The organism is Halobacterium sp. KA-4, assembly GCF_021028995.1.
Lineage (GTDB): Archaea > Halobacteriota > Halobacteria > Halobacteriales > Halobacteriaceae > Halobacterium.
Genome location: NZ_JAJJZG010000001.1, coordinates 230,332 through 252,232, shown reverse-complemented (window position 1 = coordinate 252,232; position 21,901 = coordinate 230,332). Strand labels below are relative to the sequence as shown.

27 protein-coding genes are annotated in these 21,901 nt (G+C 68.9%); 21 read left to right on the top strand and 6 right to left on the bottom strand.

Annotated elements, in window-relative coordinates:
- Positions 1-43: 43 nt before the first annotated feature.
- A complete protein-coding gene (locus LPA44_RS01355; protein ID WP_058981163.1) occupies positions 44-1,006 on the bottom strand; it encodes a transcription initiation factor IIB in 963 nt (320 codons plus the stop codon).
- A gap of 179 nt (positions 1,007-1,185) precedes the next feature.
- Here LPA44_RS01355 and rnhA point away from each other — a divergent pair, with 179 nt between their 5' ends.
- A complete protein-coding gene (gene rnhA / locus LPA44_RS01350; protein ID WP_230887803.1) occupies positions 1,186-1,782 on the top strand; it encodes a ribonuclease HI in 597 nt (198 codons plus the stop codon).
- Positions 1,775-2,359, top strand: coding sequence for a DUF7108 domain-containing protein (locus tag LPA44_RS01345; protein ID WP_230887802.1), 585 nt, complete (start codon positions 1,775-1,777; stop codon positions 2,357-2,359). The genes rnhA and LPA44_RS01345 overlap by 8 nt, the downstream gene beginning before the upstream one ends.
- Positions 2,360-2,414: 55 nt before the next feature.
- On the opposite strand, the gene LPA44_RS01340 is transcribed toward LPA44_RS01345, so the two are convergent.
- Complete coding sequence (locus LPA44_RS01340; protein WP_059055725.1) at positions 2,415-2,765, bottom strand: PadR family transcriptional regulator; 351 nt, start codon at positions 2,763-2,765, stop codon at positions 2,415-2,417.
- 222 nt (positions 2,766-2,987) lie between these two features.
- Here LPA44_RS01340 and LPA44_RS01335 point away from each other — a divergent pair, with 222 nt between their 5' ends.
- The 5 genes from LPA44_RS01335 to LPA44_RS01320 all read left to right on the top strand — a co-directional run bounded on the left by LPA44_RS01335 (position 2,988) and on the right by LPA44_RS01320 (position 7,226).
- The gene (locus LPA44_RS01335; RefSeq protein ID WP_230887801.1) at positions 2,988-3,521 is read left to right on the top strand and encodes an inorganic diphosphatase; all 534 of its coding nucleotides are present in this window, start codon (positions 2,988-2,990) and stop codon (positions 3,519-3,521) included.
- Positions 3,522-3,656: 135 nt separating this feature from the next.
- Positions 3,657-3,785 (top strand): hypothetical protein, encoded by a 129-nt coding sequence (locus LPA44_RS18015; RefSeq protein WP_269069365.1) that lies wholly within the window; start codon positions 3,657-3,659, stop codon positions 3,783-3,785.
- A gap of 60 nt (positions 3,786-3,845) precedes the next feature.
- Complete coding sequence (locus tag LPA44_RS01330) at positions 3,846-4,955, top strand: DHH family phosphoesterase (RefSeq protein WP_230887800.1); 1,110 nt, start codon at positions 3,846-3,848, stop codon at positions 4,953-4,955.
- 87 nt (positions 4,956-5,042) lie between these two features.
- Complete coding sequence (locus tag LPA44_RS01325) at positions 5,043-6,389, top strand: alkaline phosphatase family protein (protein WP_230887799.1); 1,347 nt, start codon at positions 5,043-5,045, stop codon at positions 6,387-6,389.
- 114 nt (positions 6,390-6,503) lie between these two features.
- Entirely contained in the window at positions 6,504-7,226 is a 723-nt protein-coding gene (locus LPA44_RS01320) for a universal stress protein (RefSeq protein WP_230887798.1), read from the top strand.
- Between the two features lie 36 nt (positions 7,227-7,262).
- Here the strand turns inward: LPA44_RS01320 and LPA44_RS01315 are convergent, their stop codons facing one another.
- A complete protein-coding gene (locus tag LPA44_RS01315; RefSeq protein ID WP_230887797.1) occupies positions 7,263-8,336 on the bottom strand; it encodes a tubulin/FtsZ family protein in 1,074 nt (357 codons plus the stop codon).
- Positions 8,337-8,415: 79 nt separating this feature from the next.
- Here LPA44_RS01315 and LPA44_RS01310 point away from each other — a divergent pair, with 79 nt between their 5' ends.
- The 10 genes from LPA44_RS01310 to LPA44_RS01265 are packed head-to-tail and all read left to right on the top strand — an operon-like array spanning position 8,416 to position 15,955.
- Positions 8,416-8,853 (top strand): DUF7310 family coiled-coil domain-containing protein, encoded by a 438-nt coding sequence (locus LPA44_RS01310; protein ID WP_230887796.1) that lies wholly within the window; start codon positions 8,416-8,418, stop codon positions 8,851-8,853.
- Complete coding sequence (locus tag LPA44_RS01305; protein ID WP_230887795.1) at positions 8,850-9,500, top strand: DUF7311 family protein; 651 nt, start codon at positions 8,850-8,852, stop codon at positions 9,498-9,500. The genes LPA44_RS01310 and LPA44_RS01305 overlap by 4 nt, the downstream gene beginning before the upstream one ends.
- On the top strand, positions 9,400-9,984 hold the full coding sequence (locus LPA44_RS01300; protein ID WP_442903355.1) for a DUF7286 family protein: 585 nt from the start codon (positions 9,400-9,402) through the stop codon (positions 9,982-9,984). The genes LPA44_RS01305 and LPA44_RS01300 overlap by 101 nt, the downstream gene beginning before the upstream one ends.
- Entirely contained in the window at positions 9,981-10,466 is a 486-nt protein-coding gene (locus LPA44_RS01295) for a DUF5791 family protein (protein WP_230887793.1), read from the top strand. The genes LPA44_RS01300 and LPA44_RS01295 overlap by 4 nt, the downstream gene beginning before the upstream one ends.
- Positions 10,466-11,368 carry an SDR family oxidoreductase gene (locus LPA44_RS01290; protein WP_230887792.1) on the top strand — a complete coding sequence of 301 codons (903 nt, stop codon included), beginning with the start codon at positions 10,466-10,468 and terminating at the stop codon, positions 11,366-11,368. The genes LPA44_RS01295 and LPA44_RS01290 overlap by 1 nt, the downstream gene beginning before the upstream one ends.
- A gap of 20 nt (positions 11,369-11,388) precedes the next feature.
- Positions 11,389-12,477, top strand: coding sequence for an aldo/keto reductase (locus LPA44_RS01285; protein ID WP_230887791.1), 1,089 nt, complete (start codon positions 11,389-11,391; stop codon positions 12,475-12,477).
- 39 nt (positions 12,478-12,516) lie between these two features.
- Positions 12,517-13,716: an MFS transporter gene (locus LPA44_RS01280; protein WP_230887790.1), complete on the top strand. Its 1,200-nt coding sequence runs from the start codon at positions 12,517-12,519 to the stop codon at positions 13,714-13,716.
- Positions 13,717-13,742: 26 nt separating this feature from the next.
- Positions 13,743-14,879, top strand: a complete 1,137-nt coding sequence (locus tag LPA44_RS01275; protein WP_230887789.1) for a glycosyl transferase family 2 — start codon at positions 13,743-13,745, stop codon at positions 14,877-14,879.
- On the top strand, positions 14,876-15,316 hold the full coding sequence (locus LPA44_RS01270) for a DUF7109 family protein (protein WP_230887788.1): 441 nt from the start codon (positions 14,876-14,878) through the stop codon (positions 15,314-15,316). Before LPA44_RS01275 ends, LPA44_RS01270 begins: the two co-directional genes overlap by 4 nt.
- Before the next feature lie 45 nt (positions 15,317-15,361).
- Positions 15,362-15,955, top strand: coding sequence for an NUDIX hydrolase (locus tag LPA44_RS01265; protein WP_230887787.1), 594 nt, complete (start codon positions 15,362-15,364; stop codon positions 15,953-15,955).
- An 8-nt stretch (positions 15,956-15,963) separates the two neighbouring features.
- Here the strand turns inward: LPA44_RS01265 and LPA44_RS01260 are convergent, their stop codons facing one another.
- Positions 15,964-16,131 carry a hypothetical protein gene (locus tag LPA44_RS01260; protein ID WP_230887786.1) on the bottom strand — a complete coding sequence of 56 codons (168 nt, stop codon included), beginning with the start codon at positions 16,129-16,131 and terminating at the stop codon, positions 15,964-15,966.
- A 121-nt stretch (positions 16,132-16,252) separates the two neighbouring features.
- On the opposite strand from LPA44_RS01260, the gene LPA44_RS01255 reads away from it, so the two are divergent.
- Positions 16,253-17,386, top strand: coding sequence for an NAD(P)/FAD-dependent oxidoreductase (locus LPA44_RS01255; RefSeq protein WP_230887785.1), 1,134 nt, complete (start codon positions 16,253-16,255; stop codon positions 17,384-17,386).
- A gap of 6 nt (positions 17,387-17,392) precedes the next feature.
- Here LPA44_RS01255 and LPA44_RS01250 read toward each other — a convergent pair whose 3' ends face one another.
- Positions 17,393-17,827: an Hsp20/alpha crystallin family protein gene (locus LPA44_RS01250; protein ID WP_230887784.1), complete on the bottom strand. Its 435-nt coding sequence runs from the start codon at positions 17,825-17,827 to the stop codon at positions 17,393-17,395.
- Complete coding sequence (locus LPA44_RS01245) at positions 17,824-17,982, bottom strand: DUF7559 family protein (RefSeq protein WP_169793380.1); 159 nt, start codon at positions 17,980-17,982, stop codon at positions 17,824-17,826. The genes LPA44_RS01250 and LPA44_RS01245 overlap by 4 nt, the downstream gene beginning before the upstream one ends.
- Positions 17,983-18,089: 107 nt before the next feature.
- Here LPA44_RS01245 and LPA44_RS01240 point away from each other — a divergent pair, with 107 nt between their 5' ends.
- Genes LPA44_RS01240 through LPA44_RS01230 form a run of 3 tightly spaced genes read left to right on the top strand, consistent with a single transcriptional unit; the run spans position 18,090 to position 21,886 of the window.
- A complete protein-coding gene (locus tag LPA44_RS01240; RefSeq protein ID WP_230887783.1) occupies positions 18,090-19,313 on the top strand; it encodes a glycosyltransferase family 87 protein in 1,224 nt (407 codons plus the stop codon).
- An 18-nt stretch (positions 19,314-19,331) separates the two neighbouring features.
- Positions 19,332-20,156: a DUF429 domain-containing protein gene (locus tag LPA44_RS01235; RefSeq protein ID WP_230887782.1), complete on the top strand. Its 825-nt coding sequence runs from the start codon at positions 19,332-19,334 to the stop codon at positions 20,154-20,156.
- Positions 20,157-20,191: 35 nt separating this feature from the next.
- Entirely contained in the window at positions 20,192-21,886 is a 1,695-nt protein-coding gene (locus LPA44_RS01230; RefSeq protein WP_230887781.1) for a radical SAM protein, read from the top strand.
- Positions 21,887-21,901: the final 15 nt, after the last annotated feature.

Below are 21,901 nucleotides of genomic sequence, written 5' to 3'. Positions count from 1 at the left end.
GCGCTGCTGGAGAGGGTGAGAACGGAACCGGAGGCGGGACAGCCTAGCTGTGGATGCCCATCGCCTCGATCTGCTCCTGGTAGCGGTTCCGGATGGTGACTTCCGTCACCTGCGCGACGTCCGCGACCTCGCGCTGGGTCTTCTTCTCGTTGCAGAGCAGGGACGCGGCGTAGATTGCGGCCGCCGCGTAGCCGGTCGGGGACTTGCCCGAGAGCAGTCCCTTCTCGGCAGTCGTCTCGATAATCTCGTTGGCTTTCGCCTGGACTTCCTCGGAGAGTTCGAGTTCCGAGCAGAACCGGGGCACGTACTTCTTCGGGTCGACGGGCTTCATCTCTAGTCCGAGCTCCTGGGAGATGTAGCGATACGTGCGACCGATCTCCTTGCGCTCGACCCGGGACACCTCCGAAATCTCTTCGAGACTCCGGGGGATGCCCTCCTTCCGACAGGCCGCGTACAGCGCGCTCGTCGCGACGCCCTCGATGGAGCGGCCGCGGATGAGATCCTCTTTGAGCGCACGGCGGTAGATGACCGACGCGACCTCGCGCACCGAGCGCGGCACGCCGAGCGCGGAGGCCATGCGGTCGATTTCCGACAGCGCGAACTGGAGGTTGCGCTCGCCGGCGTCCTTCGTGCGGATGCGCTCCTGCCACTTCCGCAGGCGGTGCATCTGCGAGCGCTTCTTCGACGAGATGGAACGCCCGTAGGCGTCCTTGTCTTTCCAGTCGATGGTCGTGGTCAGGCCCTTGTCGTGCATCGTCTGCGTGGTGGGGGCACCGACCCGCGACTTCTCCTGTCGTTCCTGGTGGTTGAACGCGCGCCATTCCGGACCGGGGTCGATCTGCTCCTCCTCGACGACCAGACCACAGTCGTTGCAGACCAGCTCCGCGCGGTCCGAGCTCTTCACGAGGTTGTCAGAGCCGCACTCCGGGCACTCCCGTACGCCCTCCTCGGACTCCTCCTGCTCTGTCGCCGTTTCTCGCTCCCGCTGGCGAGTGGACCGTGTCATCGCATTTTTATATTAGCGTTTCGCAAACGTTTAAATCCGTTGGCGGTTTGGAACCTCTCACAGACGACACAAGACCGGCGCGAGACGGCGTGAAACCCACGTTAACGCCGCCGAGACCCGCTCGAACGCGCGTTCTGGGATAGTAACCCATATACGGGAGGCGGGGTGACTTCGCCTTAATGCCCGTCGTAGAGTGTGACGTCGACGACGCGCGCGAACGACTCGACGCAGCGGGCGCGTCGTTCAGCGAGGGGAACTCCGAGTACGAGCGCTGGCACGCCGACCTCGGGGACGCCCACGCCGTCGCCTACGACGACAAACTCGTCGTCCAAGGCAGCAACCCCACGGACATCACCGCCGTCGTCGAACCGGACCGCGGCGGCCGCGTCCACGCGTACTTCGACGGCGCGAGCCGCGGCAACCCCGGCCCCGCCGCCGTCGGCTGGGTGTTGGTCTCCGGTGACGGCATCGTCGCGGAGGGTAGTGAACGCATCGGCCGCGCGACCAACAACCAGGCCGAGTACGAGGCGCTGCTCGCCGTGCTCGAAGCCGCCGCCGACTTCGGGTTCGACGAAATCGAGATTCGCGGAGACTCCCAGCTCGTCGAGAAGCAGGTCAAGGGCGCGTGGGACACCAACGACCCCGAACTCCGGGAGAAGCGCGTCCGCGCCCGGGAACTGCTCGAACGGTTCGAGGAGTGGTCGCTGACCCACATTCCGAGAGAGGTAAACGACCGCGCCGACGAGCTAGCCAACGAAGCCCTCGACGATGACTGACCTCCCCGACGACGTAGTCGACGAAGCGGAACGCCTCACTCGCCTCGCCCGCGACGCGGTCGACGACGCCGCGGCCGAAGCGTACCGCGACCGCCGCGAGAGCCTGCTCGCCGAACACGGGTTCGTCCCGCGCCTGCGCGAGCGCGACGACACGCTCGTCTGTTACCCCGGCGAGTGGCTCGGCGACGACGGCCGCGTCCAGTTGGACGACGTCGAGGACACCGACCGCGCGGCCGAGGTGTCGCTGTCCGGCCCCGGCGAACAGGGCGACTACGAGGAGGCAGCCGCGCGCAACGAGCAACTCGTCGAGCGCGTGCGCGAGCGCCACGGCGACGTCCACGGCGACAACGCCGCGGCGTTCGCCGAATTCATGAACAACTACTACGCGCGCTCGATGGACACGGCCGACGACCGCGAGCGCGAGGAGTTCCTTGCGGAGTACTTCCCGCGGAACGCGTGGCCGACCGACGAACAGCAGGAACGCGTCGAGGAGTCCCTGGCGCTGATTTTCGAGGTCGCAGCCGACGACGAGCGCGACGACTCGGCGTCTGCGTCCGACGCTGCACCCGAACAGTAGGCGGCGCTGCCGCTACGGGCCCTCGAGTGTGAAAAGTTGTAGCGCTGGAGAACCGTTAGTTCTCGGCGACGATGTCGCGAACCTGCTCCTTGCGGTCCTCGTCGGTGAGGAACTTCGAGAGCGTCCACTCGAGGTCGTCGAGGACGGCGTCGAAGCCGTCGTCGGTGAGCTCGTACTGGTTCGTTCGCTTGTCGAGTTCCGACTTCTCGACGAGCCCCTTGTTGACGAGGTCGTCGAGGTTCGGGTAGAGTCGGCCGTGGTTGACTTCCTGACCGTAGTAGTCTTCGAGTTCGCGCTTGATGGCGAGACCGTAGCGCGCCTCCTCGGCGAGTACGGTGAGGATGTTCTTCTGGAACGCAGTCAGGTCGCGCACGTCCGTACGTGCAGCAGGTTGTGCCTCTGACATAGCTGACCGAAAGGCATCTGGCTATTTAACTTCTGCGAGGTGGCATTTTCCGGCCTAACGAGTGATTCGCGCAATTTTCTTCGGTGAAAACGTTGAAAGGCAGCCGTTTTCGGGGGGTCCATCGACCCTGAACGACCGTACGTTCGAGACATGCTTTACCATACCACACCCCTTCGTACCGGGATGGAAAAGCCTATTTCCGCCCGACAAACACCGTGCGCCATGGCGAACCTCTGGGAAGACCTCGAGACCGGACCGGACGCACCCGACGTGATTTACGCGGTCGTCGAGTGCCTGAAAGGCGAGCGCAACAAGTACGAGTACGACAAGGACATCCCGGGCGTGGTGCTGGACCGCGTGCTCCACAGCAACGTCCACTACCCCTCGGACTACGGCTTCCTCCCGCAGTCGTACTACGACGACGAGGACCCCTTCGACGTGCTCGTGCTCGTCGAGGACCAGACGTTCCCCGGCTGCGTCATCGAGGCGCGCCCGGTCGCGCTGATGCGGATGGACGACGACGGCGAGAAGGACGACAAGGTCATCGCGGTGCCCGACGAGGACCCCCGCTACGACCACATCGACGACCTCGAGGACATCCCCCAGCAGCAACTCGACGAAATCGAGGAGTTCTTCGAGACGTACAAGAATCTGGAAGCCGGCAAGGAGGTCGAGACGCTCGGCTTTGAGGGCGCGCAGGCGGCCAAGGACGCCATCGAGCACGCGCAGGACCTCTACGACGAGAACTTCGCGTAACGCCGCGACCCCCGACTCTCTCCGTTTTCACGCCGACCAGCGGCGGCCATAACCACGAGGAATCACGCGCCGCTGCGCCGATGTGTTATGCGCATGGGTAATTATTTCTGGGGGTGAGCCGTACGAGTGAGTGTAATGGCTGCCAGTCACTCCGACTTCGGCGTTCACCACGTCACCGTCGTTCCGACGAACTTCCAGTCCGCGGACAGCGACGACGAGGACGACCGAGCGGCCACCACGAGCGCGACGGACGCCACCCACTGACCGGCTCCCACGGACCCAGCGGGACAACATACTTAACGATTCACGTGGACTCTCGGCGTAATGCTCCCCGAGGTCGGCACGGTCTCCGCGCCCGTGCTCGCGCTCGTCGCCGGTATCGTCGCAGTCGGCGGTGCCGGCGGGTACGCCGTCACTGCGGCGCTCCGACGCCGCCGCGCCGAGCCGGACGACCAGCACTTCGCGCAGCTCCGCGACACCATCGCCGGACTCGAATCCGTTGCGCTCGTCGTCCCCGAGAACCCCAGCGTCGACGCGCTCGCGGCCGCCATCGGTCTCCGCGAACTCTGCAACGATTGGGGCGTCACCGCGCGCATTCTCGCCGAGGACGACGTCACCAGCGACGACGCGAAGGCCTTCTGTAACCTGTTCAACGTCTCGCTGGATGTCGCCGGCGACTCCGTCGACGACTACGACGGCGCGGTCGCCGTCGGCGGCGGCGGTACCGTCCCGTCGTTCGCTGGCCGGCCGCCGGTCGTCGCCGTCATCCGCCACCGGCCCGCTGCCGTCGACCACTCGCTCGTGATTGCCGGCGACGAAGCCGGCTCTACGTCCACCATCGTCGCTCGGTTCGTCGAGCGCGCCGGCCGCACCCCCGAACAGGACGTCGCCACGGCGCTCCTCTACGGCATCCGCGCCGGCACCCGGGAGTTCCGGCGCGTGCGCTCCCGCGAGGACTTCCGCGCCGCCACCTTCCTCCAGGAGTTCGCCGACCAGGGCACCATCGACGCGCTCCGCGCACCGGGCATGAGCGGCGAGACGTTCGACGTCATCGGGCACGCCATCGCCAACCGCGAGCGCCGCGCGAGTTTCGCGGTCACGAACGTCGGTAGCGTCCCCTCGGCGAGCGCGCTCGAAGAAGCCGCCGACACCCTCCTCCGGCTCGACGGCGTCTCCTCGGCGGCCGCGTTCGGCGTCCACGAGGACACCGTCGTCACGGCGTGTCGCGCCGACGACGTGCGCACGAGCGCGATGGACGTCCTCTCGTCGGCGTTCGACCAGACGAACGCGCTCGGCGGCGACGCCGACACCGCGACCGCGCGCGTCCCGCTCGGGCTGTTCAGCCGCGTGAGCTCCGACCAGCAGTCCACGCTCGACGAACTCATCGACGCCAGCACGCGGAAGGCACTGTTCTCGGCGTTCGAACAGGCCTGAGGTGGCAAACGTGGCTGGTGTCGCGGACACCGGCCAGGTGCCGCCGTAAGACCAACCCTTTAGTACGTCAGCGGCGACTCGGCGTGTATGGGTCTGTTCGACCGACTCCGCGGCGACGAAGGTTCGCGGGTCGCGTTCATCGGCATCGACGGTGTCCCGTACAGCCTAATCCGGGACGAGCCCGAGACGTTCCCGAACCTCCACGACGTCATCGAATCGGGTGGCGGCGGTGCCATCGACAGCATCGTCCCGCCCGAGTCCAGCGCGTGCTGGCCGTCGCTCACGACGGGCGTCAACCCCGGCGAGACCGGCGTCTACGGGTTCCAGGACCGCGAGGTCGGCAGCTACGACACGTACGTCCCGATGGGCCGGGACGTCCAGGCCGACCGGGTCTGGGACCGCGTGACTGACGCCGGCCGGGACGCCACCGTTCTCAACGTCCCCGTCACGTTCCCGCCCCAGCGCAACGTCCAGCGGATGGTCTCGGGGTTCCTCTCCCCGGGCATCGAGAAGGGGTCGCACCCCGAGGAGGTCGGTGACTACCTCGACTCCATCGGCTACCGCATCGACACGAACGCCAAACTCGGCCACCAGGAGGACAAGACCGACTTCATCGAGGACGCCCACGAGACCATCGACGCCCGTCAGGAGGCGTTCCTGAACTACATCCGGGAGGACGACTGGGACCTCTTCTTCGGCGTGTTCATGACGACCGACCGCGTCAACCACTTCCTGTTCAAGGACTACGAGCAGGACGGCGAGAACAGCGACGAGTTCCTCGAGTTCTACGAGAAGGTCGACGAGTACATCGGCGAAATCCGCGACGAACTCGACGACGACGTCTCGCTCGTCGTCGCCTCCGACCACGGGTTCACCAGCGAGGACTACGAGGTCCACCTCAACCAGTGGCTGGAGAACGAGGGCTGGCTCTCCTTCGAGGACGAGGACCACGACAGCCTTGAAGACATCAGCGACGACACGAAGGCGTACTCGTTCATCCCCGGGCGCTTCTACATCAACCTCGAAGACCGCGAGCCTCGCGGGAGCGTCCCGGAGGACGACTACGAGGACGTGCGCGCTGAACTCAAGGAGGAACTGCTCGCGCTGGAGGGCCCGGACGGCGAGCCGGTCGTCGACCGCGTCGTCCCCAAGGAGGAGGCCTTCGACGGCGCGCACGACGAAATCGCGCCCGACCTCGTCGCCATCCCGAACCACGGCTTCGACCTCAAGGCCGGCTTCTCCGGCGCGGACGACGTGTTCAGCGTCGGCCCGCGCAACGGCATGCACTCCTTCGAGAACGCCACGCTGCTCTCCGACGCCCCCGACGTCTCCGTTCCCGAGGGGACGGACCTCTTCGACATCACGCCGACGCTTTTGGACCTCCTCGACGTCGACTTCGACGCCCGCGAGTTCGACGGCGAGACGCTCGTGTGAGCGGCTGACGCGACCGCTCTCGTATTGATTCGCTCGTTCTCGTCGCGAGCCTCGCACGTTCCCGGAACATCCGACAGCCTATTGGTTCCCGTCCGGTGACTCCGACCCACCGAGATGTCCGCACAAACGCTGCTGGTACCGGTCGTGTTCCCGGACCCGAACGTCTACCCGCTCGACGACGGCAACATCGTCGGCCTGAGCGGGTTCGACGTCGTCCTGTTCGGTTACTGGGAACTCCCGGAGGGCGTCTCCCCGGAGACCGCTCGCGCCGCCCACGAGACCGACGCCCAGGCCGTCCTCTACGAGATGGCCGCGCAGTTCAGCCGCGGCGGCGCGTCGACGTCGGTGCAACTCCACTTCGGCCGGCCCGGTGCCGAGGCGGCGGCGCTCCAGGACCGCATCGCCGAGTCGACCGACGCCGACGCGGTGCTAGTCGGCGGTCACGTCACGATGTGGACCAACGTGCTCGTCCCCCTCCGGGACGCCCGCCGGCGGGACGAGGTCGTCACGTTCCTCTCCGGACTGGACGTAGACTCGCTGTTCACCCTCGAACTGTTCCACGCCGCCAGCGACCGCGGCGAAATCGACGCCGCGACGGAGACGCTGGCGTCCGTGAAGGCGGCCCTCGTCGAACAGGGGTTCGCGGCGGACGCCGTCGACGTCACCGTCGAGGTCCACGACGACGCCGGCCGCGCAATCGCGGAGCGCGCGCAGCGACACAACCTCGTCGTCATGGGCGAAACCGAGGAACTCCCCGACGACGCGAAGTTCCTCGGCCCCGTCTCACGGGCGGTCCTCGACCGGACCGACACGCCGGTCGTCGTCCTCCGGGAGTGACGGGCGACGAGGAGACTGCGTTCGCGAGTACCGCGCTCAGAGCAGGTCGTCGAGTTCGTCGTTCTGGAAGTCCTCGGTGACCTGCTCTTCCTCGACGGACTCGCTGGCTTCCTTGGCGCGTTCCATGAACTGCTCGATGCGGTCGGAGCGCGCGATACCCGACAACAGCACGAGCACGGCGATTTTGTCGGAGTCCAGCGGGAAGTCCCCGCCCCGGACCTGCATGCTGCGGGTCTCCTCTTCGACCCACGCCCGCGCCTTCTCGACACCCTTCCGGGAGACGCGGTCGGCTTCGCCCGCGACGACGACTAGCGCCGCGCCCGCTTCGGTCGTCTCGGGGACGCTCATCCCCGTGAGCAGCGACTTGCGAGCGGTCGACGTGATGACGTTGACGTTCTCGCCGGCGTCGGGGGCGGCGTCCGCGCTCGCGAACCCGACTGCGGACATGTTTCCGGACTTGAGCGTGTTGATGACCTCGCTGGCGTCGACGACGCTCTCCCCGACGCCCTCGACGTTCTCGCCCGCGGCGAGCAGGATGCCGACACGGCGCGCGATGCGCTCGTTGATGGCGTCGAACGCTTCCGTGACGCTCTCGCCGGTCTTCCGCCACGCGTCGTTGTCCACGAGCAGCGTGGAGTCGGCCTCCCGCACGAGCGTCTTCAGCGAGCGGCCGGCGTTGGCCTGGTAGATGCCGCCCTCGTCGCGGCCCGGGAGGATGCCGAGCGCGTACACCGGAATCTCGTGGACGCGCTGGAGTTCCTTCGCCAGTACGGGCGCGCCACCGGAGCCGGTGCCGCCGCCGAGTCCGGCGACGACGAAGATGGCTTCCGTCTGTGCGTCGACGACGCCGTCGAGTTCGCCGACGACCTCGCCGAGGTCGCTCTGCATCACTTCCGCGCCGAGTTCGTTGTCCGCGCCGACGCCGTGGCCCTTCACGCGCTCCTGGCCGACGAGCATGGTGTCGATGTCGAGCGGTTCGAGGTCGGCCTTCGCGGTGTTGACTGCGAGTGCGCCACGGACGGCGTCGTAGCCGGCACGGCGGTCTTCTTCGAGGAGGGCTTCGGTGACCTTTCCGCCGGCCTGGCCGACGCCGATGAGGGCGGCTTTCATACTCCCTGCATCTCGGCCGGAAGCAATCAACGTTGCGCCGCCCCGATACTTAACCCGGAGAGCGCGACCACTCCCTGGCGTGTCCGACGACGACCTCGCCGAACGGCTGCGAGTGGTAGAGCGCGCGGTGACCGACGCCGACACCGCCGTCAGCGACCTCTCCGACGCGGCGGCCGTCCACGACCGCCTCGACGGCATCGAAGCAGACCTCGCCGAACTCGCGGAGCGACTGGACGCCCTCGACGCCACGGTGCAGTCGCTGCACGGCTACGTCGGCGACCTCGAAGCCGTCAACGAGCGCGTCCAGCGCCGCGCGGACGCCGCCCGCGAAGCCGTCGAACGCCTCGAAGAGCAGCAGCCGCGCCCGGCTCAAGCCACCCGGGACAGGGCACACGCCAACGAAACCGGGGACGTTGCGCACGGCGGCCAATCGAGCAGCGACAACACGCCCACTCTCGACGCCGAGCGCTCGGAGGACGACGACTCGCTACTCGACCGCGTGCGGGAGTCGCTGTGACCGTCCGCGTGGTGCTGGCCGTCACGTTCGCGCTCGCGCTCCTCGCGGCCGCCCAGCCGGCGGTCGACCACGCGACCCGAACGCGGGACAGCGCGGTCGTCAGCGCGAGCGCGGACCGCGTCGCAGACGCCGTCGACAGCCTCCACCGCCGGAACGACCCCGGTGAGACCGTCGACACTGCCCCGCGCCGCACACTCCGCCTCGACCTCCCCGAGGATGCGACGCTCGCCGTCCGGGACAGTCCGCCGCGACTCGTCTCGAAACTCCCGGACAGCCCCGAACACCAGCGTACGCTCCCCGTCCGCGTCGCGACGTGCAGCGACGACCCGACCCTCGACGGCCCGACGACGCTGGTGTACGTCGAGCGCGCGGACAGGCCCGTGATACTCGCGCTGCGAGGGTTTATCCGGGGAACGCGACCATCGCGTCCCATGCGTGCGTTCCTCGAACGCTTCGGGACGGACGACCCGGACTGCGGCTGTGACGCCACCCGCGACGGCAGTGCGCTCCGAGTCGACGCCGGCGGCTGTCCGGGCGGCGGCGGAAGTGGTCGCAGCGGAGGCCGCTCGTATCACCGACGCGACGCCACAGCAGCGCGACCAGTTGGCGACGCGGCTCCGCATAGCCTCCGCGGAAGTCGCAGATAGCGAGGCGGTTCGCGTGGAGAGCAGCGTCGTGCGGGACACGGCGACCCTCGCACACCGCATCGGGGGCGCAATCGCGGAGAACGCGCTCTCCGAGGCTGGCTCGGTAGCCGCCGAGAAAGCTGCGAAGCGCCTCGGCGCGGCGGACGTCGGCGCGGTACCTGCGGGGCTGCCGCTGGCGCCCGTTCCGGGGTTCTGGTACGCGACGGCGAACGCGTGGTCGGTGTCCGTGCGGGGGTCGTACGCCCGGTTCACGATTCGCGCCGACGGCGGGTCGCCAGTCGGACCAGGTGAGGGAACGGAGTACGTCCGGGAAAACGCGACTGTGGCGTTCGACGTGGACGGTGACGGCGACGCGGAGCGCGTCGGGCGCAACGAGCGCGTGTCGTTCGAGGTCGACGCGACGATTGGCGTGGTCGTGCCGGCGGGGCCGCGCGGCGTCGGCGACGTGGACGGGAACGCGGACGAGCAGTCCGCGGGGTGGTGACCGTCGCGGCAAGCGTAGCCTCCTTGAACGCCGAGCACGTACTGGGAAGCGTGCTAGCCGACGAAATCCAGGACGCCGAGGCAGTGACCGCCGGGGACGTTCGCGCGGAGTACGAGGCGGCGCTGGCGCGCGTCGTCGAAGCGGAGGGCGTCGACGCCGTCGCAGCCGCGTCGGGCGTCGACGCGGAACGACTCGCAGCGCTCGTCGACGGCGACTCGGTCGAACTCACCGTCGAGGAGGCTGCGGGCGTCTTCGCCGTCAGCGACGACTGGCCGGACGCCGAAGGCCTCCTGCTGGAAGTCCGGGATAACCTCATGTTGCAGATGAGCTCCGCCGTGATGGACGTGGAGTCGCTCGCCAGCGGGCTCGACGATGAGTTCGACCCGAAGGAGATTCAACAGAAAATCGAGGGGCGCCAGCCGATGACCCTCGACGAGTACGCCCGCATCTACCGCTACGTCGCCACCGAGAACCCGTATTGATGGACGTCGCGATTCTGGGCTGCGGGTACGTCGGGCTCGAACTCGGCCGCCAACTCGCAGCAGCCGGTCACGACCCCGTCGGGGTCCGGCGCTCCGAAGCGGGGCTCGCGGCGATTCGGGACGCCGGCTTCGACGCCGTGCAGGCGGACGTCACCGACGCAGACTCGCTGGCGGCGGTACCGGATGTCGACGCCGCGGTGTTCGCAGCGAGTTCGGGCGGCCGTGGGGCGGACGCCGCCCGCGAGGTGTACGTCGAGGGCGTGCGGACGGCAATCGAGCACTTCGGCGACCGCGAGCACTCACCAGACCAGTTCGTCTACACGTCCAGTACGGGCGTCTACGGCGACCACGACGGCGACTGGGTGGACGAGGAGACGCCGCTGGACCCGACGACGGAGAAGACGAAGGTGCTCGTGGAAGCCGAGCGGGTCACCCGTGAGCGCGCGCTCGAGTTCGGGATGGACGCGACCGTCGTGCGCTTCGCTGGGCTCTACGGCCCGGACCGCTACCGCTTGCTCCGATACCTCGACGGCCCGGTCACGGAGGGCTACCTGAACATGGTCCACCAGGAGGACGCCGCGGGCGTCGTGCGGTTCGCGCTCACCGACGACGCGGCCGCCGACGCCGAGGTGCTGCTGGCGGTGGACGACGAACCGGTCTCGAAGTGGAAATTCGCGGACTGGCTCGCCGACGAAGCCGGCGTCGACCAGCCCGAGAAACAGACCGTCGAGGAGCGCTTGGAGGCGGGCGACCTCTCCGAGCCGGCGGAGCGCCGCCTGCGTACGAGCAAGCGCTGCTCGAACGACCGGCTCCGCGAGTTGGGCTACGACTTCGCGTTTCCGACGTTCCGCGAGGGATACCGCGCGGCCGTCGACGCGTTCCGTCGCGGGGAGTACAAGTAACGCGGCGGCGAAGGCCCGGTATGGCTACTGCTGACGGGACGTTCCAGTACAAGGAGCGCTTCAGCGAGGACAAGGCGCGGACGTACTTCCGGAGCGTACGCGACCGCGCGGTCTCCAGCGTCGGGCTCGGCACGTACCTCGGCGAGCCGACCGACGACGTCGACGACGCCTACTACGAGACGATTCGGGCGGCCGTCGAGGGCGGCTGCAACGTCGTGGACACGGCCATCAACTACCGCCACCAGCGCAGCGAGCGAGTCGTCGGGCGCGCGCTCGACGACGCCGACGTGGACCGCGAGGAAGTGTTCCTCGCGACGAAGGGCGGGTTCGTGCCGTTCGACGAGTCCCGGCCCGAGAATCCGGGCGGGTTCGTCGCCGAGGAGTACGTCGACAGCGGGATTCTGGACGCCGACGACCTCGCGCACGGCAGCCACGCCATCGCGCCCGGCTTCATCGAGGACCAGTTGGACCGCTCGCTCCGAAACCTCGGCGTGGACAAAATCGACCTCTACTACGTCCACAACCCCGAGACGCAACTGGACGCGCGGCTCTCCGGCGCGGTCTACGACCAACTGGAGGCGACGTTCGAGCGCCTGGAGGAGCGCGTCGCTGCGGGCGACATCGAGCACTACGGCGTGGCGACGTGGGAGGCGTTCCGCGTGCCGCGCACCCACGACCACTTCCTCGACCTCGGCGAAATCATCTCGCGGGCGCGGTCGGCAGCCAAGACCGTCGGGAACACGGCGACGCACCTGCGCGCGATTCAGGTGCCGTTCAACGTCTTCATGGCGGACGCGTTCACCGTCAAATCCCAAGAGGGGCCGGAGGGCGACCAGAGCGTGCTGTGGTACGCTCACGAGGCCGGATTGAACGTGTTCACGTCCGCGAGCCTCGCGCAGGGGCAAGTCCTGGAGGGGCTGCCCGACGACGTCGAGGAGAAACTCGACGGCGACACGCTCGCCCAGCAGGGCCTGAACTTCGCGCGCAGCGCGCCCGGCGTCACGTCCGCGCTCGCCGGCACGACCAGCCCCGAGCACGTCCGCGAGAACATCGCTGCCGGGACGTTCGAGCCGCTGGGTGCGGACGCCTTCGACGCGGTCTTCGAGTAGAACCACAAGAATTGACCTCGGGGCCCGTCAAGTCCGCCCGTGTCCACTACGTCCGCCAGTGACGCGCGCCGCGTCCGGCTGTTCGGCTCGCTGTGCGCGCTCGTGTTCCTCGTGAATTTCGGGCGCGTCGTGTTCGCGCCGCTGGTCGCGCCCCTGCAAGCGGACTTCCTCGCGACCGACGCCGCCGTCGGGCTGGTGGCGACGCTAGCGTGGCTGGGGAGCGCGCTCCCGCGGCTGCCGACCGGCTGGCTGCTGACGCGTGTCGACCGCCACCACGTCGTCCTCGGCACGGGCGCGTTGCTGGCGGTGTCCTCCGCGGGGATGACGTTCGCGCCCTCCATCGAATTCGTGATGGTCGGGGCGTTCCTTGTCGGCCTCGCGTCGGGCGTGTACTTCGTCGCCGCGAACCCGCTCATCAGCGAACTGTTCCCCGAGCGCGTCGGCCGCGTCGTCGGCGTCCACGGCACCGCCTCGCAGTTGGCGGCCGCGCTCGCGCCCGTGCTCGTCGGCCGCGTCCTCCTCGCGTTCTACTCGTGGCGCGCGCCGTTCTATCTACTGTCCGCGGCCGCGGTCGTCGTTACGGTCGTCATCTACGTGCTCGCGGGCCGTACGGACCTCCCGGAGGCGGGCGCCGCCGACCGCGACCTGCTCGGCGCGATTCGCCGCCAGTACCGTATCGTCGTGCTCGGCGTCGTCATCGTCGGCGTCGCGGGCCTCGTCTGGAACGGCTTCTTCAACTTCTACATCAAGTACCTCACCGAGACCAAGAACATCCCGAGCAGCACTGCAGAAACCCTCCTCACGGTGGTGTTCGCGGCGGGCGTGCCGGCGTTCTGGTACACCGGCCGGCTCGCCGACCGGTTCCGCCACGTCCCGCTGATGCTCGCGGTGCTCGGGGGCTTCATCGCGTCGCTGCTCGCGATGACGCTCGTCGACGGCGTGGTCGGCGTCGCCGCCGTCTCCGTGGTGCTCGGGTACGCGGTCCACAGCCTCTTCCCCGCCATCGACACGTTCCTCCTCGACAGCCTGCCGGACAGCGACCGCGCGAGCGCGTACGCCGGCTACAGTTCAGTGATGATGGTCGTGCAGGCGATGGGGAGCGTCGTCATCGGGTCGCTGGTGGGCGCCGGCTTCGCCTACGACGGCGTCTTCCAGGTCGCGGGCGTCGCGCTCGCCGCGCTCCTCGTCGTCCTCGTGGTGCTCTACCGCGGCGGCCGGCTGCCCGCTGGCGCAAGTTAGTTCCCGCCGGCGCGCCGAGCGAGGGTATGGACTACACGCAGGAGCGCGTGGCGACGCTCCACGACTACGGCGACGCCGACCCGGACGCGCCGACGGGCCGGGCGGCCGTCGTCGTCCCGATGACCGACCGCGAGTACGCCGGCCTCGCCCCGGAGCGCGTGTTCTCCGAACTCGAACGCGTCGACCCCGCGGAGGTCGTCGTACCGCTGCGCGCGCCCGCCGAACGCGTCCCCGAGTTCCGCGACTGGCTCGCCGAATTCGACGTGCCACTCACCGTGCTCTGGTGTGACGGCCCTCGCGTCGAAGGCTTGCTCGACGACGCGGGACTCGCAGGCGAGCGCGGGAAGGGCCGGGACGTCTGGCTGGCGCTCGGGGTCGCCGCGCGCCACGACTACGTCGTCGTCCACGACGCCGACACGACCACGTACGAGACCCGCGACGTCCGGAAACTACTCTTCCCGCTCGCCGAGGGCTTCGACTTCGCGAAGGGCTACTACGCCCGCGTCGAGAACGACCGGCTCTACGGCCGGCTGTTTCGCCTGTTCTACGAGCCGCTCGTGGACGCGCTCGCTGACAGCCACGACCACGAGGTGCTGGACTTCCTCGGGGCGTTCCGGTACGCGCTCGCCGGCGAGTGCGCGATGACCGCGGATATGGCTCGCGGCCTGCGCGTCCAGCGGCGTTGGGGGCTGGAAGTCGGCACGCTCGGCGAGGCGTTCCGGCTCGCCGGCGCGGACGGCGCGGCACAGGTAGATTTGGGGCGCTACGAGCACGACCACCGCGCGGTCTCCGGCCCCACGGGGCTCTCGGAGATGAGCGAGGGCGTCGGCGCGGCGCTGTTCCGCGCCGTCGAGGACGCGGGCGTGGACGTGGACTACGACGCGCTCGCCGAGCGCTACCTCGACGCGGCCGACCGGTTCGTGCGAGCGTACGGCGCGGACGCCGCGTTCAACGACCTCGACTACGACGGCGAACAGGAACGCGCGCAGACGCGGACGTACGCCGACGCCATCGGCGAACCCGGCGCGGACGCGCGGCTCCCGGCGTGGACCGACACCAGCCTCGACGCCGACGACGTGGCTGCGGCGGCCGCCGCGGACGCCGAGGAGGCCGCCGCGGCAGCGGGAGATTCAAGCGACTCCGCGACCGACGGGGAGCCGTGAACGGCGACGAACTCGCGGGCGTCGTGGACCTCTTCGGCGCGCTCACCCGAGACGAACTCCACGACGCGCTCGAAGAACTGGCGTTCAAGCGCGGCGACGACTTCGACGCCGACGCCGCCGACGAGGCCGTGATGGACGCGCTCCGCGAGTACTACCTCGTGGCCGTCGACCGCGAGGACGGCGACCGCGTGCTCGTCCCGGGCCCGGTCGCGTTCCCCGAACTCCCCGAGAACGCGGTCGACCTCCCGCACATTCTGGACGTCGAATCTCGAGACCTCGACCGCGAGACGCTCGCTGACGCGGTGCGCGCGCGCCTCGAATCGGACGTCTCCGACGCCGACGATGAGCGTGCACGCTACCTCGTGGACGTGACCTACGACGCGGAAGCGTGGGCACCCGTCGACCTCTCGGACGTCCGCGAGGCGCTGACCGAGTGAGCGGGACTGCGCGTGAGTTAAGAGTGTCGCGGTGCTTCCCCCGGTATGGACCTGTCGCGGGTCGCCGCCCACCAGCCGGCACGGGTCACCGACGAGGACCGCGACGCCGCAGTGCTCGTCCCCGTCGTCGAGCGCGACGACGGCCCGGCGCTGGTGTTCACGAAGCGCGCCGACCACCTCGGTGAGCACCCCGGGCAGATGAGCTTCCCGGGCGGCGGCCGCGAACCGAGCGACGACGACCTCCGGGAGACGGCGGCCCGCGAAGCGTACGAGGAAATCAGCCTGCTGCCCGAAGAACTCTCCTACGAGGGGCAACTCGACGACATCGCCACCGTCACCGGGTACTCCGTGACGCCGTTCGTCGCGCGCGTCCCGGACCGCGAGTTCGTCCCCGACGAACGCGAGGTCGATGAAGTCGTCGTGCTCTCGCTGGCGGACCTCACGGAACCCGACAACTACGAGGTCGAGAAGCGCATCCACCCCTCGTACGGCGAAGCCATCGTCCACTTCTTCCACGTCGACGGCTACACGGTCTGGGGGGCGACCGGCCGCATTCTCGTGCAGTTCCTCGACCTCGCGTGCGGGTGGACGCCACCCGACCGCGAGCCCGAAGTGGTCGAAGTCGACCCGGACGACTGACGCGCCGGCTACTCGACGGTGACGAGGAACGTCTTCCCGCCGCGGCGCTCGAGGAACGCCTCCTCGTGGGTGTCGGCGTAGGCGGCGACGCCGGCGGCGGTCATCTCCGAGACTTCGATGCGGCGCTCGGGGCTATCGGCGGTCGACTGCGAGCGGCGTCGGTGCTGCAGTGCCATACTTCCGTAATTCGGTGCTACCTGCTTGAACCCCACCCGTGCACGGTGAAAGTGAAACTGACGGACTGCGCCGGCCTCCCCGGTTCGCGGCAGTTATGCCGGTCGCGGTGCATCCGACCGCATGGACGAGTTCAGCGACGCCGAGGACGACCGCGGCGCGGGCCGCTCCGTCGCGGTCGTCGGTGCCGGCGCGGTCGGCCTGACCGCCGCCCACGACCTCGCAGCGCGCGGCGTATCCGTCACCGTCTACGAGCGCGGCGAGGTCGCCGGCGAGAGCACGGGCCGCGCCGCTGGTATTCTCTACGACGCCTACGCCGAGGACGTGGACGCACGCATCGCCGCGCGCGCCATCGAGCACTTCCGCGCGCTCTCGGGCACGGGTGACTTCGAGTTTCGGGAGACGCCGTACCTCTGGTTCGTCACCGAACCCGGCCGGAAAGCCGACGCCATCCGCGAGCAAGTCGACGGGATGCAGCGCCACGACCGCCGCGTCGAACGCGTACACCCCGACGACCTCGCCGCGGAGTTCCCCGCGCTCCGTACCGAGGACGTGGTCGAGGCCGCCATCTCGCGCAACGCCGGGGTCGCGGACACCGCCGCGTACGCCGACGCTATCGCACAATTGGCGGTCGCGGAAGGTGTCGACCTCCGCGAGCACGCGGCCGCGAGCATCGCGCTCGACCCGCCGCGCGTGAACGGGACTGACTACGACGCCGTGCTCGTTGCCGCCGGCGCGCACACCGCCCGCGTGCTCGCTGACGCCGGCGTCTCGATTCCGCTGAAGCCGTACCGCGTGCAGGCGCTCACCGCGGACTTCTCCGGGGAGATTCCGACGCTCTACGACGCCACGGAGGGCTACTACGCGCGCCCACACTCCGAGGGCGTGCTCGCTGGCGACGGCACCGAGGAGGTCGAAGCCGACCCCGGGACGTACGACCGCGACGGCGACGACTGGTTCGTGGACGCGATGCGCGAGCGACTCGCCGACCGCATTCCGGGCTACGAGTCCGACGTTCGCCGTGCGTGGGCGGGACTCTGCACTGCTACGCCGGACCGCGACCCGCTGCTCGGCGAACTCGCCGACGGCCTCTACGTCGCGGCCGGCTGGCAGGGCCACGGCTTCATGCGCGCGCCAGCGACCGGCGAAGCAGTCGCAGCAGAAATCCTGGGCGGCGAGGGCGTCCCCGCGTTCGACCCGACGCGCTTCGACGGCGACGAAGTGTTCGAGGTCGTCGAAGGAATGACCGTCGAGTGAGGCGCGCTACTCCTCGTCTTCGTCCGCGTCGTCCGGCGTCGTCACGTCCACTTCGGTGCCCTCGGGTTCGCCCTTCGGGAGGAAGACGTACAGCGCACCGTTGTCGCGCAGTTCCGCACGCGCCTCGTCGGCGTCAACGACGGCGTCCTCGGGGAGTTCGGCGCGGCCGTCGAGTTTCAGGCCGCGACCCGGGAACACCATCTCGAAGCCGTCGCGGAACTCCCGGAACCGGTCGACGCGGACCTCGACCGCGCCGCCAACGTAGTTCACCTGCACGTCGCTGGCGGTCGCGCCCGGCGCGTCGAACACCACGAGGTACTCGTCGTCGCTCTCGAGGACGTCCACCGGCAGCGGCGACTCCTCCTGCATCTGGGAGGCCGCGCGGCCCAGCCGCTCGAAGACGGCGTCGCCGACGCTCTCTGCGAACTCGCGTGCCCTCATAATTCGATGCGCTCCAGGCAGTCGGTACCACCACACAGCGGACACTGCAGGTCCTCGATGGTGAGGTCCTCGCTGACGTCGTACGTGTAGTGGTTCTCGAACATGTCCAACTCGCAGTCGTCGCTCGTGCACTTCAGTTCCTCAGTAGCGGGCATACGCGGTCGTTGGAGCGGCGAGTGCAAAAAGGGGCGGGCCGCGGTGAGAACGACTGCTGGCAGCCGCCTCCACAAGACGAAAGTACTGCGGCGTCGGTGCGTGAGTCATGCCTTCGGTCCGCGCGCCCCGACTCGTCCTCCTCGCCAGCGTGCTCGCGGGCCTCGTGAACACCGTCCTGTTCCCGCTGCGCAACCCCGAGCAGGTCGCGCTCGCGACGGACGTCTACTACTACTCGGCGCGCGCCGCGCTCCGTGGCGCCGACTTCTACGCCGTCAACCCACTCGGGCAGGCCGGCTTCCGGTACCCACCCGCAGTCGTGCTCGCGTTCGTCCCGCACGCCGCGCTCGGCGATCCGATGCTCGCGTACGCGCTCCAGTGGCTCCTGAACCTCGCCGCGCTCGCGGCGCTCGCCGTGCTCGTGATTCGTACGGTCGAACGCGAGGGCGTCGCGCTGGCCCGATTCGACCGCGTGCTTCTCGCGACCACCGTCTTCCTCGTCGGCCCCGTCGGCGTCAACCTCGTCATGGGCCAGGTGAACCCGCTGCTCGCGCTCGGCCTCGCGGGCGGCGCCGTCCTCCTCGAACGCGACCGCGACGCGGCCGCCGGCGCGGCGTTCGGGCTGGTCGCGCTCGTGAAGCTGTTCCCCGCTCTCGTGGGCGTCTGGCTGCTCCGCCGGCGCGCGTGGCGCGCCATCGCCGCCGCGACCGCGACGGGGCTCGCTGGCCTCGCCGTGGGCCTGCTCGTCTTCGGCCCGGACGCCTCGGTCACGTACGTCACCGAGACGCTCGCGGGCGAGACCACGGTCGCGTCGTTCGCCGGCGGCCCCGACCCGGATGCTCCGTTCGTCACGATTCGCCGGCAGTTGGCCGTGCTCGCGCCCGGGCTCTCCTCGTCGTGGCTGCTGCCGGTCGGCGCGCTCGTCCTCGCGCCCGTCTACGTCGGCGTGAACCGCGTGGTCGCGGACGTTCGAAGTCGGCTCGTCGCACTCCAAGGTACGCTGCTCGCCACGCTCCTGTTGCTCCCGCTGGAACCGTTCTACGTTATTCTCGTCCTATTTCCGCTGCTCCCGCTGCTCTACGTGCTCGACGACGGGTGGCCGCGGCGACTCTTCCTCGCCGGCGCGCTCCTGCTATTGGTCCCGGTCACGTGGGCGAGCGTCGTCACGGTGACAACCATGCTTCCCTCGGGTGCTGCCAGCGTCCTCCGGGACGCAGCGACTGGCCTGTTCTCGTTCGTGCTCCCGCCGACGATTGGCGCGTGGCTCGTGCTCGCGGGCTGCCTGCTGTACCAGCACCGGGCGGCGACTGAGCGGGAGAACGGTTTTGTTTGACCCGCAGCGTGTTGAGGTATGGGCTTCGAGACCGTCTACGGCGTGGACTTCAGCGGTGCGCGCGAGGCCGGCGAGAACATCTGGGTCTCGGAGCTAGACGTGACCGACGACAACCCGACGCTCGTTCGCTGTCGTCCCGCGGTAGAGGCCCTCGAATCGCACTACTCCAATACGCCGACGACGAACCGCGAAGCCACGCTCGACGCGCTGGTCTCGTTCGTCGAATCCCGAGCGTCCGAGTCGGTCGCCGGATTCGACTTCCCGTTCTCGGTCCCGGAGCGGGTTGCGCGCGGCGCGTTCGACGCCGGCACGTGGGAGGGCGTCCTCGACGGCGTCGCGGACTGTGCGGACGCCGACGCGTACGCCGAGGCGTGTGCCGAGTGGGCGCGCGAGCACACCGACGGCACCTACCTGAAGCGCGAGACCGACGCTGAGTGGGGCGCGTTCTCCCCCTACCACTTCTTCGTGAACGCGCAGGCGTACCACGGGATGGCGGACGTACTCGCGGAAATCCACGACGCGACGACGGTTGTTCCCTTCGACGAGCGTGGCAGTAGGCCGGTCGTCGCGGAAGTCTACCCCGCTGCGACGCTGGACGTGCTCGGACTCTACCGAGAGGGATACAAGGGTAACGACCCAGGCGAGCAACGCCGTCGCGAACGGAATTTGGCGGGGCTCACGGAACGTGCCGCTCTCTCCGTTCACCCCACAGTCCGCGAGCGAATCGTCGAGGATGCCGAAGGCGACGCGCTCGACAGCCTGGCCGCCGCAGCTGCCGCGTATCGAAACGTCGGCGAGTTCGACTACGGTACGAGCAACGTCGAGGGCCGCATCTACGTGTAGTTACGTTCTTACGCGTCGAAGCCCAACGCTGGTGTATGATTGACCCCGCGGAGTTGGACGTGACGCTCGTCGACGGCTACGTCGACGAGCCGGCGCACTTCGGGGTGCCGCCGTACATCTCCACGTATCCGCGGTACGCGGCCGGCGCGCTCGTGGATGCCGGCGTCCCCGAGGACCGCATTACGTACCACACAATCGACGAACTCCGCGAGGACAAGTCGAAGTTCAATGACGTCGCCGACGCCGACCTCTTCGTCTACGTCGGCGGGATGACCGTTCCCGGGAAGTACGTCGGTGGGACGCCCGCCGAACCCGACGAAGTCCGCGAGATGGCGTGGGTCGCGGAGGGCACGAGCATCATGGGCGGGCCCGTGCGGTTCGGCGTCGGCGAGGAGAACGCGGGCGCCCAGGAGATGGAGCGATCGGATCTCGACTTCGACTTCCTCGCGATGGCGGACGTCGAGGCCGCCGTCTACGACCTCGTGGACAACGGCCTCGAAGGGTTCGAGGACCGCTACCGCGACAACGAGGAAATCGACCGCTGGGGCGCGAAGGGCGCGTTCGTCGTCGAGCAGCACCCGAACTACCCCGACTACCTCATCTGCGAGATGGAGACGTCGCGTGGCTGCGCGTACCGCTGTTCGTTCTGTACGGAGCCGATGTACGGCGACCCCGGGTTCCGGAGTGCACAGAGCGTCGTGCGGGAGGTCGGGAACCTCTACGACCACGGCGCGCGCCACTTCCGGCTCGGCCGGCAGGCCGACATCCTCGCGTTCGGTGGGGACGGCGAAGCGCCGAACCCGGACGCGCTCCGGCGGCTCTACGGCGGCATCCGGGAGGTCGCGCCCGACCTGGAGACGCTGCACCTCGACAACATGAACCCGGTGACCATCGTGGACTACCCCGAGAAGTCCCGGGAGGCCATCCGCATCATCGCCGAGCACAACACGGCCGGCGACACGGCGGCGTTCGGCCTGGAGAGCGCCGACCCCGTGGTGCAGGAGGAGAACAACCTCCTCGTGTCCGCCGAGGAGTGTCTGGAGGCGGTCCGCGTCGTCAACGAGGTCGGCGGCTGGCGGCCCGGCGAGTCGCCCGAAGACGCGCCCACTTGGGGTGACGAGGCGACGAACCGGCTGCCGAAGATTCTGCCCGGCATCAACCTCGTGCACGGCTTGACGGGCGAGCGCGAGGAGACGTTCGCGCACAACAAGCGCTTCCTCCAGAGCGTGCTCGACGAGGGGCTGATGTTGCGCCGAATCAACATCCGGCAAGTGATGGCGTTCGAGGGCACCGACATGGCGGAGACAGGCGCCCAGCTCGCCGAGGACCACAAACAGCAGTTCAAGCGTTACAAGCAGGACGTGCGGGAGAACATCGACAACGCGATGCTGAACCGCGTGGTGCCGCCGGGCACGCTCCTCAAGGACGTCCACCTAGAGTACCACCAGGACGGGAAGACGTTCGGCCGGCAGTTGGGGACGTACTCGTTGCTCGTGGGGATTCCCGGCGAGCGCGAACTCGGGCAGACCATCGACGTCGCGGTCACCGACCACGGCTACCGCTCGGTGACGGGCGTCCCGCACCCGTTGGACGTCAACGAGGCGTCGATGGACGAACTCACGGCGATTCCCGGCATCGGGCAGTCGACGGCCGGCGACCTGCTCGTCGACCGGCCTCACGACTCCGCGCCGAGCGTCGAGGACGCGGACCTCGCGAAGTTCACGCAATAAAGGGTTTGCAGAGCA

What these genes read in the sequence shown, in the direction of transcription:
- LPA44_RS01355 (WP_058981163.1), bottom strand. Translation starts at nt 1,006, where the DNA reads ATGACACGGTCCACTCGCCAGCGGGAGCGAGAAACGGCGACAGAGCAG.
- rnhA (WP_230887803.1), top strand. Translation starts at nt 1,186, where the DNA reads ATGCCCGTCGTAGAGTGTGACGTCGACGACGCGCGCGAACGACTCGAC.
- LPA44_RS01345 (WP_230887802.1), top strand. Translation starts at nt 1,775, where the DNA reads ATGACTGACCTCCCCGACGACGTAGTCGACGAAGCGGAACGCCTCACT.
- LPA44_RS01340 (WP_059055725.1), bottom strand. Translation starts at nt 2,765, where the DNA reads ATGTCAGAGGCACAACCTGCTGCACGTACGGACGTGCGCGACCTGACT.
- LPA44_RS01335 (WP_230887801.1), top strand. Translation starts at nt 2,988, where the DNA reads ATGGCGAACCTCTGGGAAGACCTCGAGACCGGACCGGACGCACCCGAC.
- LPA44_RS18015 (WP_269069365.1), top strand. Translation starts at nt 3,657, where the DNA reads ATGGCTGCCAGTCACTCCGACTTCGGCGTTCACCACGTCACCGTCGTT.
- LPA44_RS01330 (WP_230887800.1), top strand. Translation starts at nt 3,846, where the DNA reads ATGCTCCCCGAGGTCGGCACGGTCTCCGCGCCCGTGCTCGCGCTCGTC.
- LPA44_RS01325 (WP_230887799.1), top strand. Translation starts at nt 5,043, where the DNA reads ATGGGTCTGTTCGACCGACTCCGCGGCGACGAAGGTTCGCGGGTCGCG.
- LPA44_RS01320 (WP_230887798.1), top strand. Translation starts at nt 6,504, where the DNA reads ATGTCCGCACAAACGCTGCTGGTACCGGTCGTGTTCCCGGACCCGAAC.
- LPA44_RS01315 (WP_230887797.1), bottom strand. Translation starts at nt 8,336, where the DNA reads ATGAAAGCCGCCCTCATCGGCGTCGGCCAGGCCGGCGGAAAGGTCACC.
- LPA44_RS01290 (WP_230887792.1), top strand. Translation starts at nt 10,466, where the DNA reads ATGGACGTCGCGATTCTGGGCTGCGGGTACGTCGGGCTCGAACTCGGC.
- LPA44_RS01285 (WP_230887791.1), top strand. Translation starts at nt 11,389, where the DNA reads ATGGCTACTGCTGACGGGACGTTCCAGTACAAGGAGCGCTTCAGCGAG.
- LPA44_RS01275 (WP_230887789.1), top strand. Translation starts at nt 13,743, where the DNA reads ATGGACTACACGCAGGAGCGCGTGGCGACGCTCCACGACTACGGCGAC.
- LPA44_RS01265 (WP_230887787.1), top strand. Translation starts at nt 15,362, where the DNA reads ATGGACCTGTCGCGGGTCGCCGCCCACCAGCCGGCACGGGTCACCGAC.
- LPA44_RS01260 (WP_230887786.1), bottom strand. Translation starts at nt 16,131, where the DNA reads ATGGCACTGCAGCACCGACGCCGCTCGCAGTCGACCGCCGATAGCCCC.
- LPA44_RS01255 (WP_230887785.1), top strand. Translation starts at nt 16,253, where the DNA reads ATGGACGAGTTCAGCGACGCCGAGGACGACCGCGGCGCGGGCCGCTCC.
- LPA44_RS01250 (WP_230887784.1), bottom strand. Translation starts at nt 17,827, where the DNA reads ATGAGGGCACGCGAGTTCGCAGAGAGCGTCGGCGACGCCGTCTTCGAG.
- LPA44_RS01245 (WP_169793380.1), bottom strand. Translation starts at nt 17,982, where the DNA reads ATGCCCGCTACTGAGGAACTGAAGTGCACGAGCGACGACTGCGAGTTG.
- LPA44_RS01240 (WP_230887783.1), top strand. Translation starts at nt 18,090, where the DNA reads ATGCCTTCGGTCCGCGCGCCCCGACTCGTCCTCCTCGCCAGCGTGCTC.
- LPA44_RS01235 (WP_230887782.1), top strand. Translation starts at nt 19,332, where the DNA reads ATGGGCTTCGAGACCGTCTACGGCGTGGACTTCAGCGGTGCGCGCGAG.
- LPA44_RS01230 (WP_230887781.1), top strand. Translation starts at nt 20,192, where the DNA reads ATGATTGACCCCGCGGAGTTGGACGTGACGCTCGTCGACGGCTACGTC.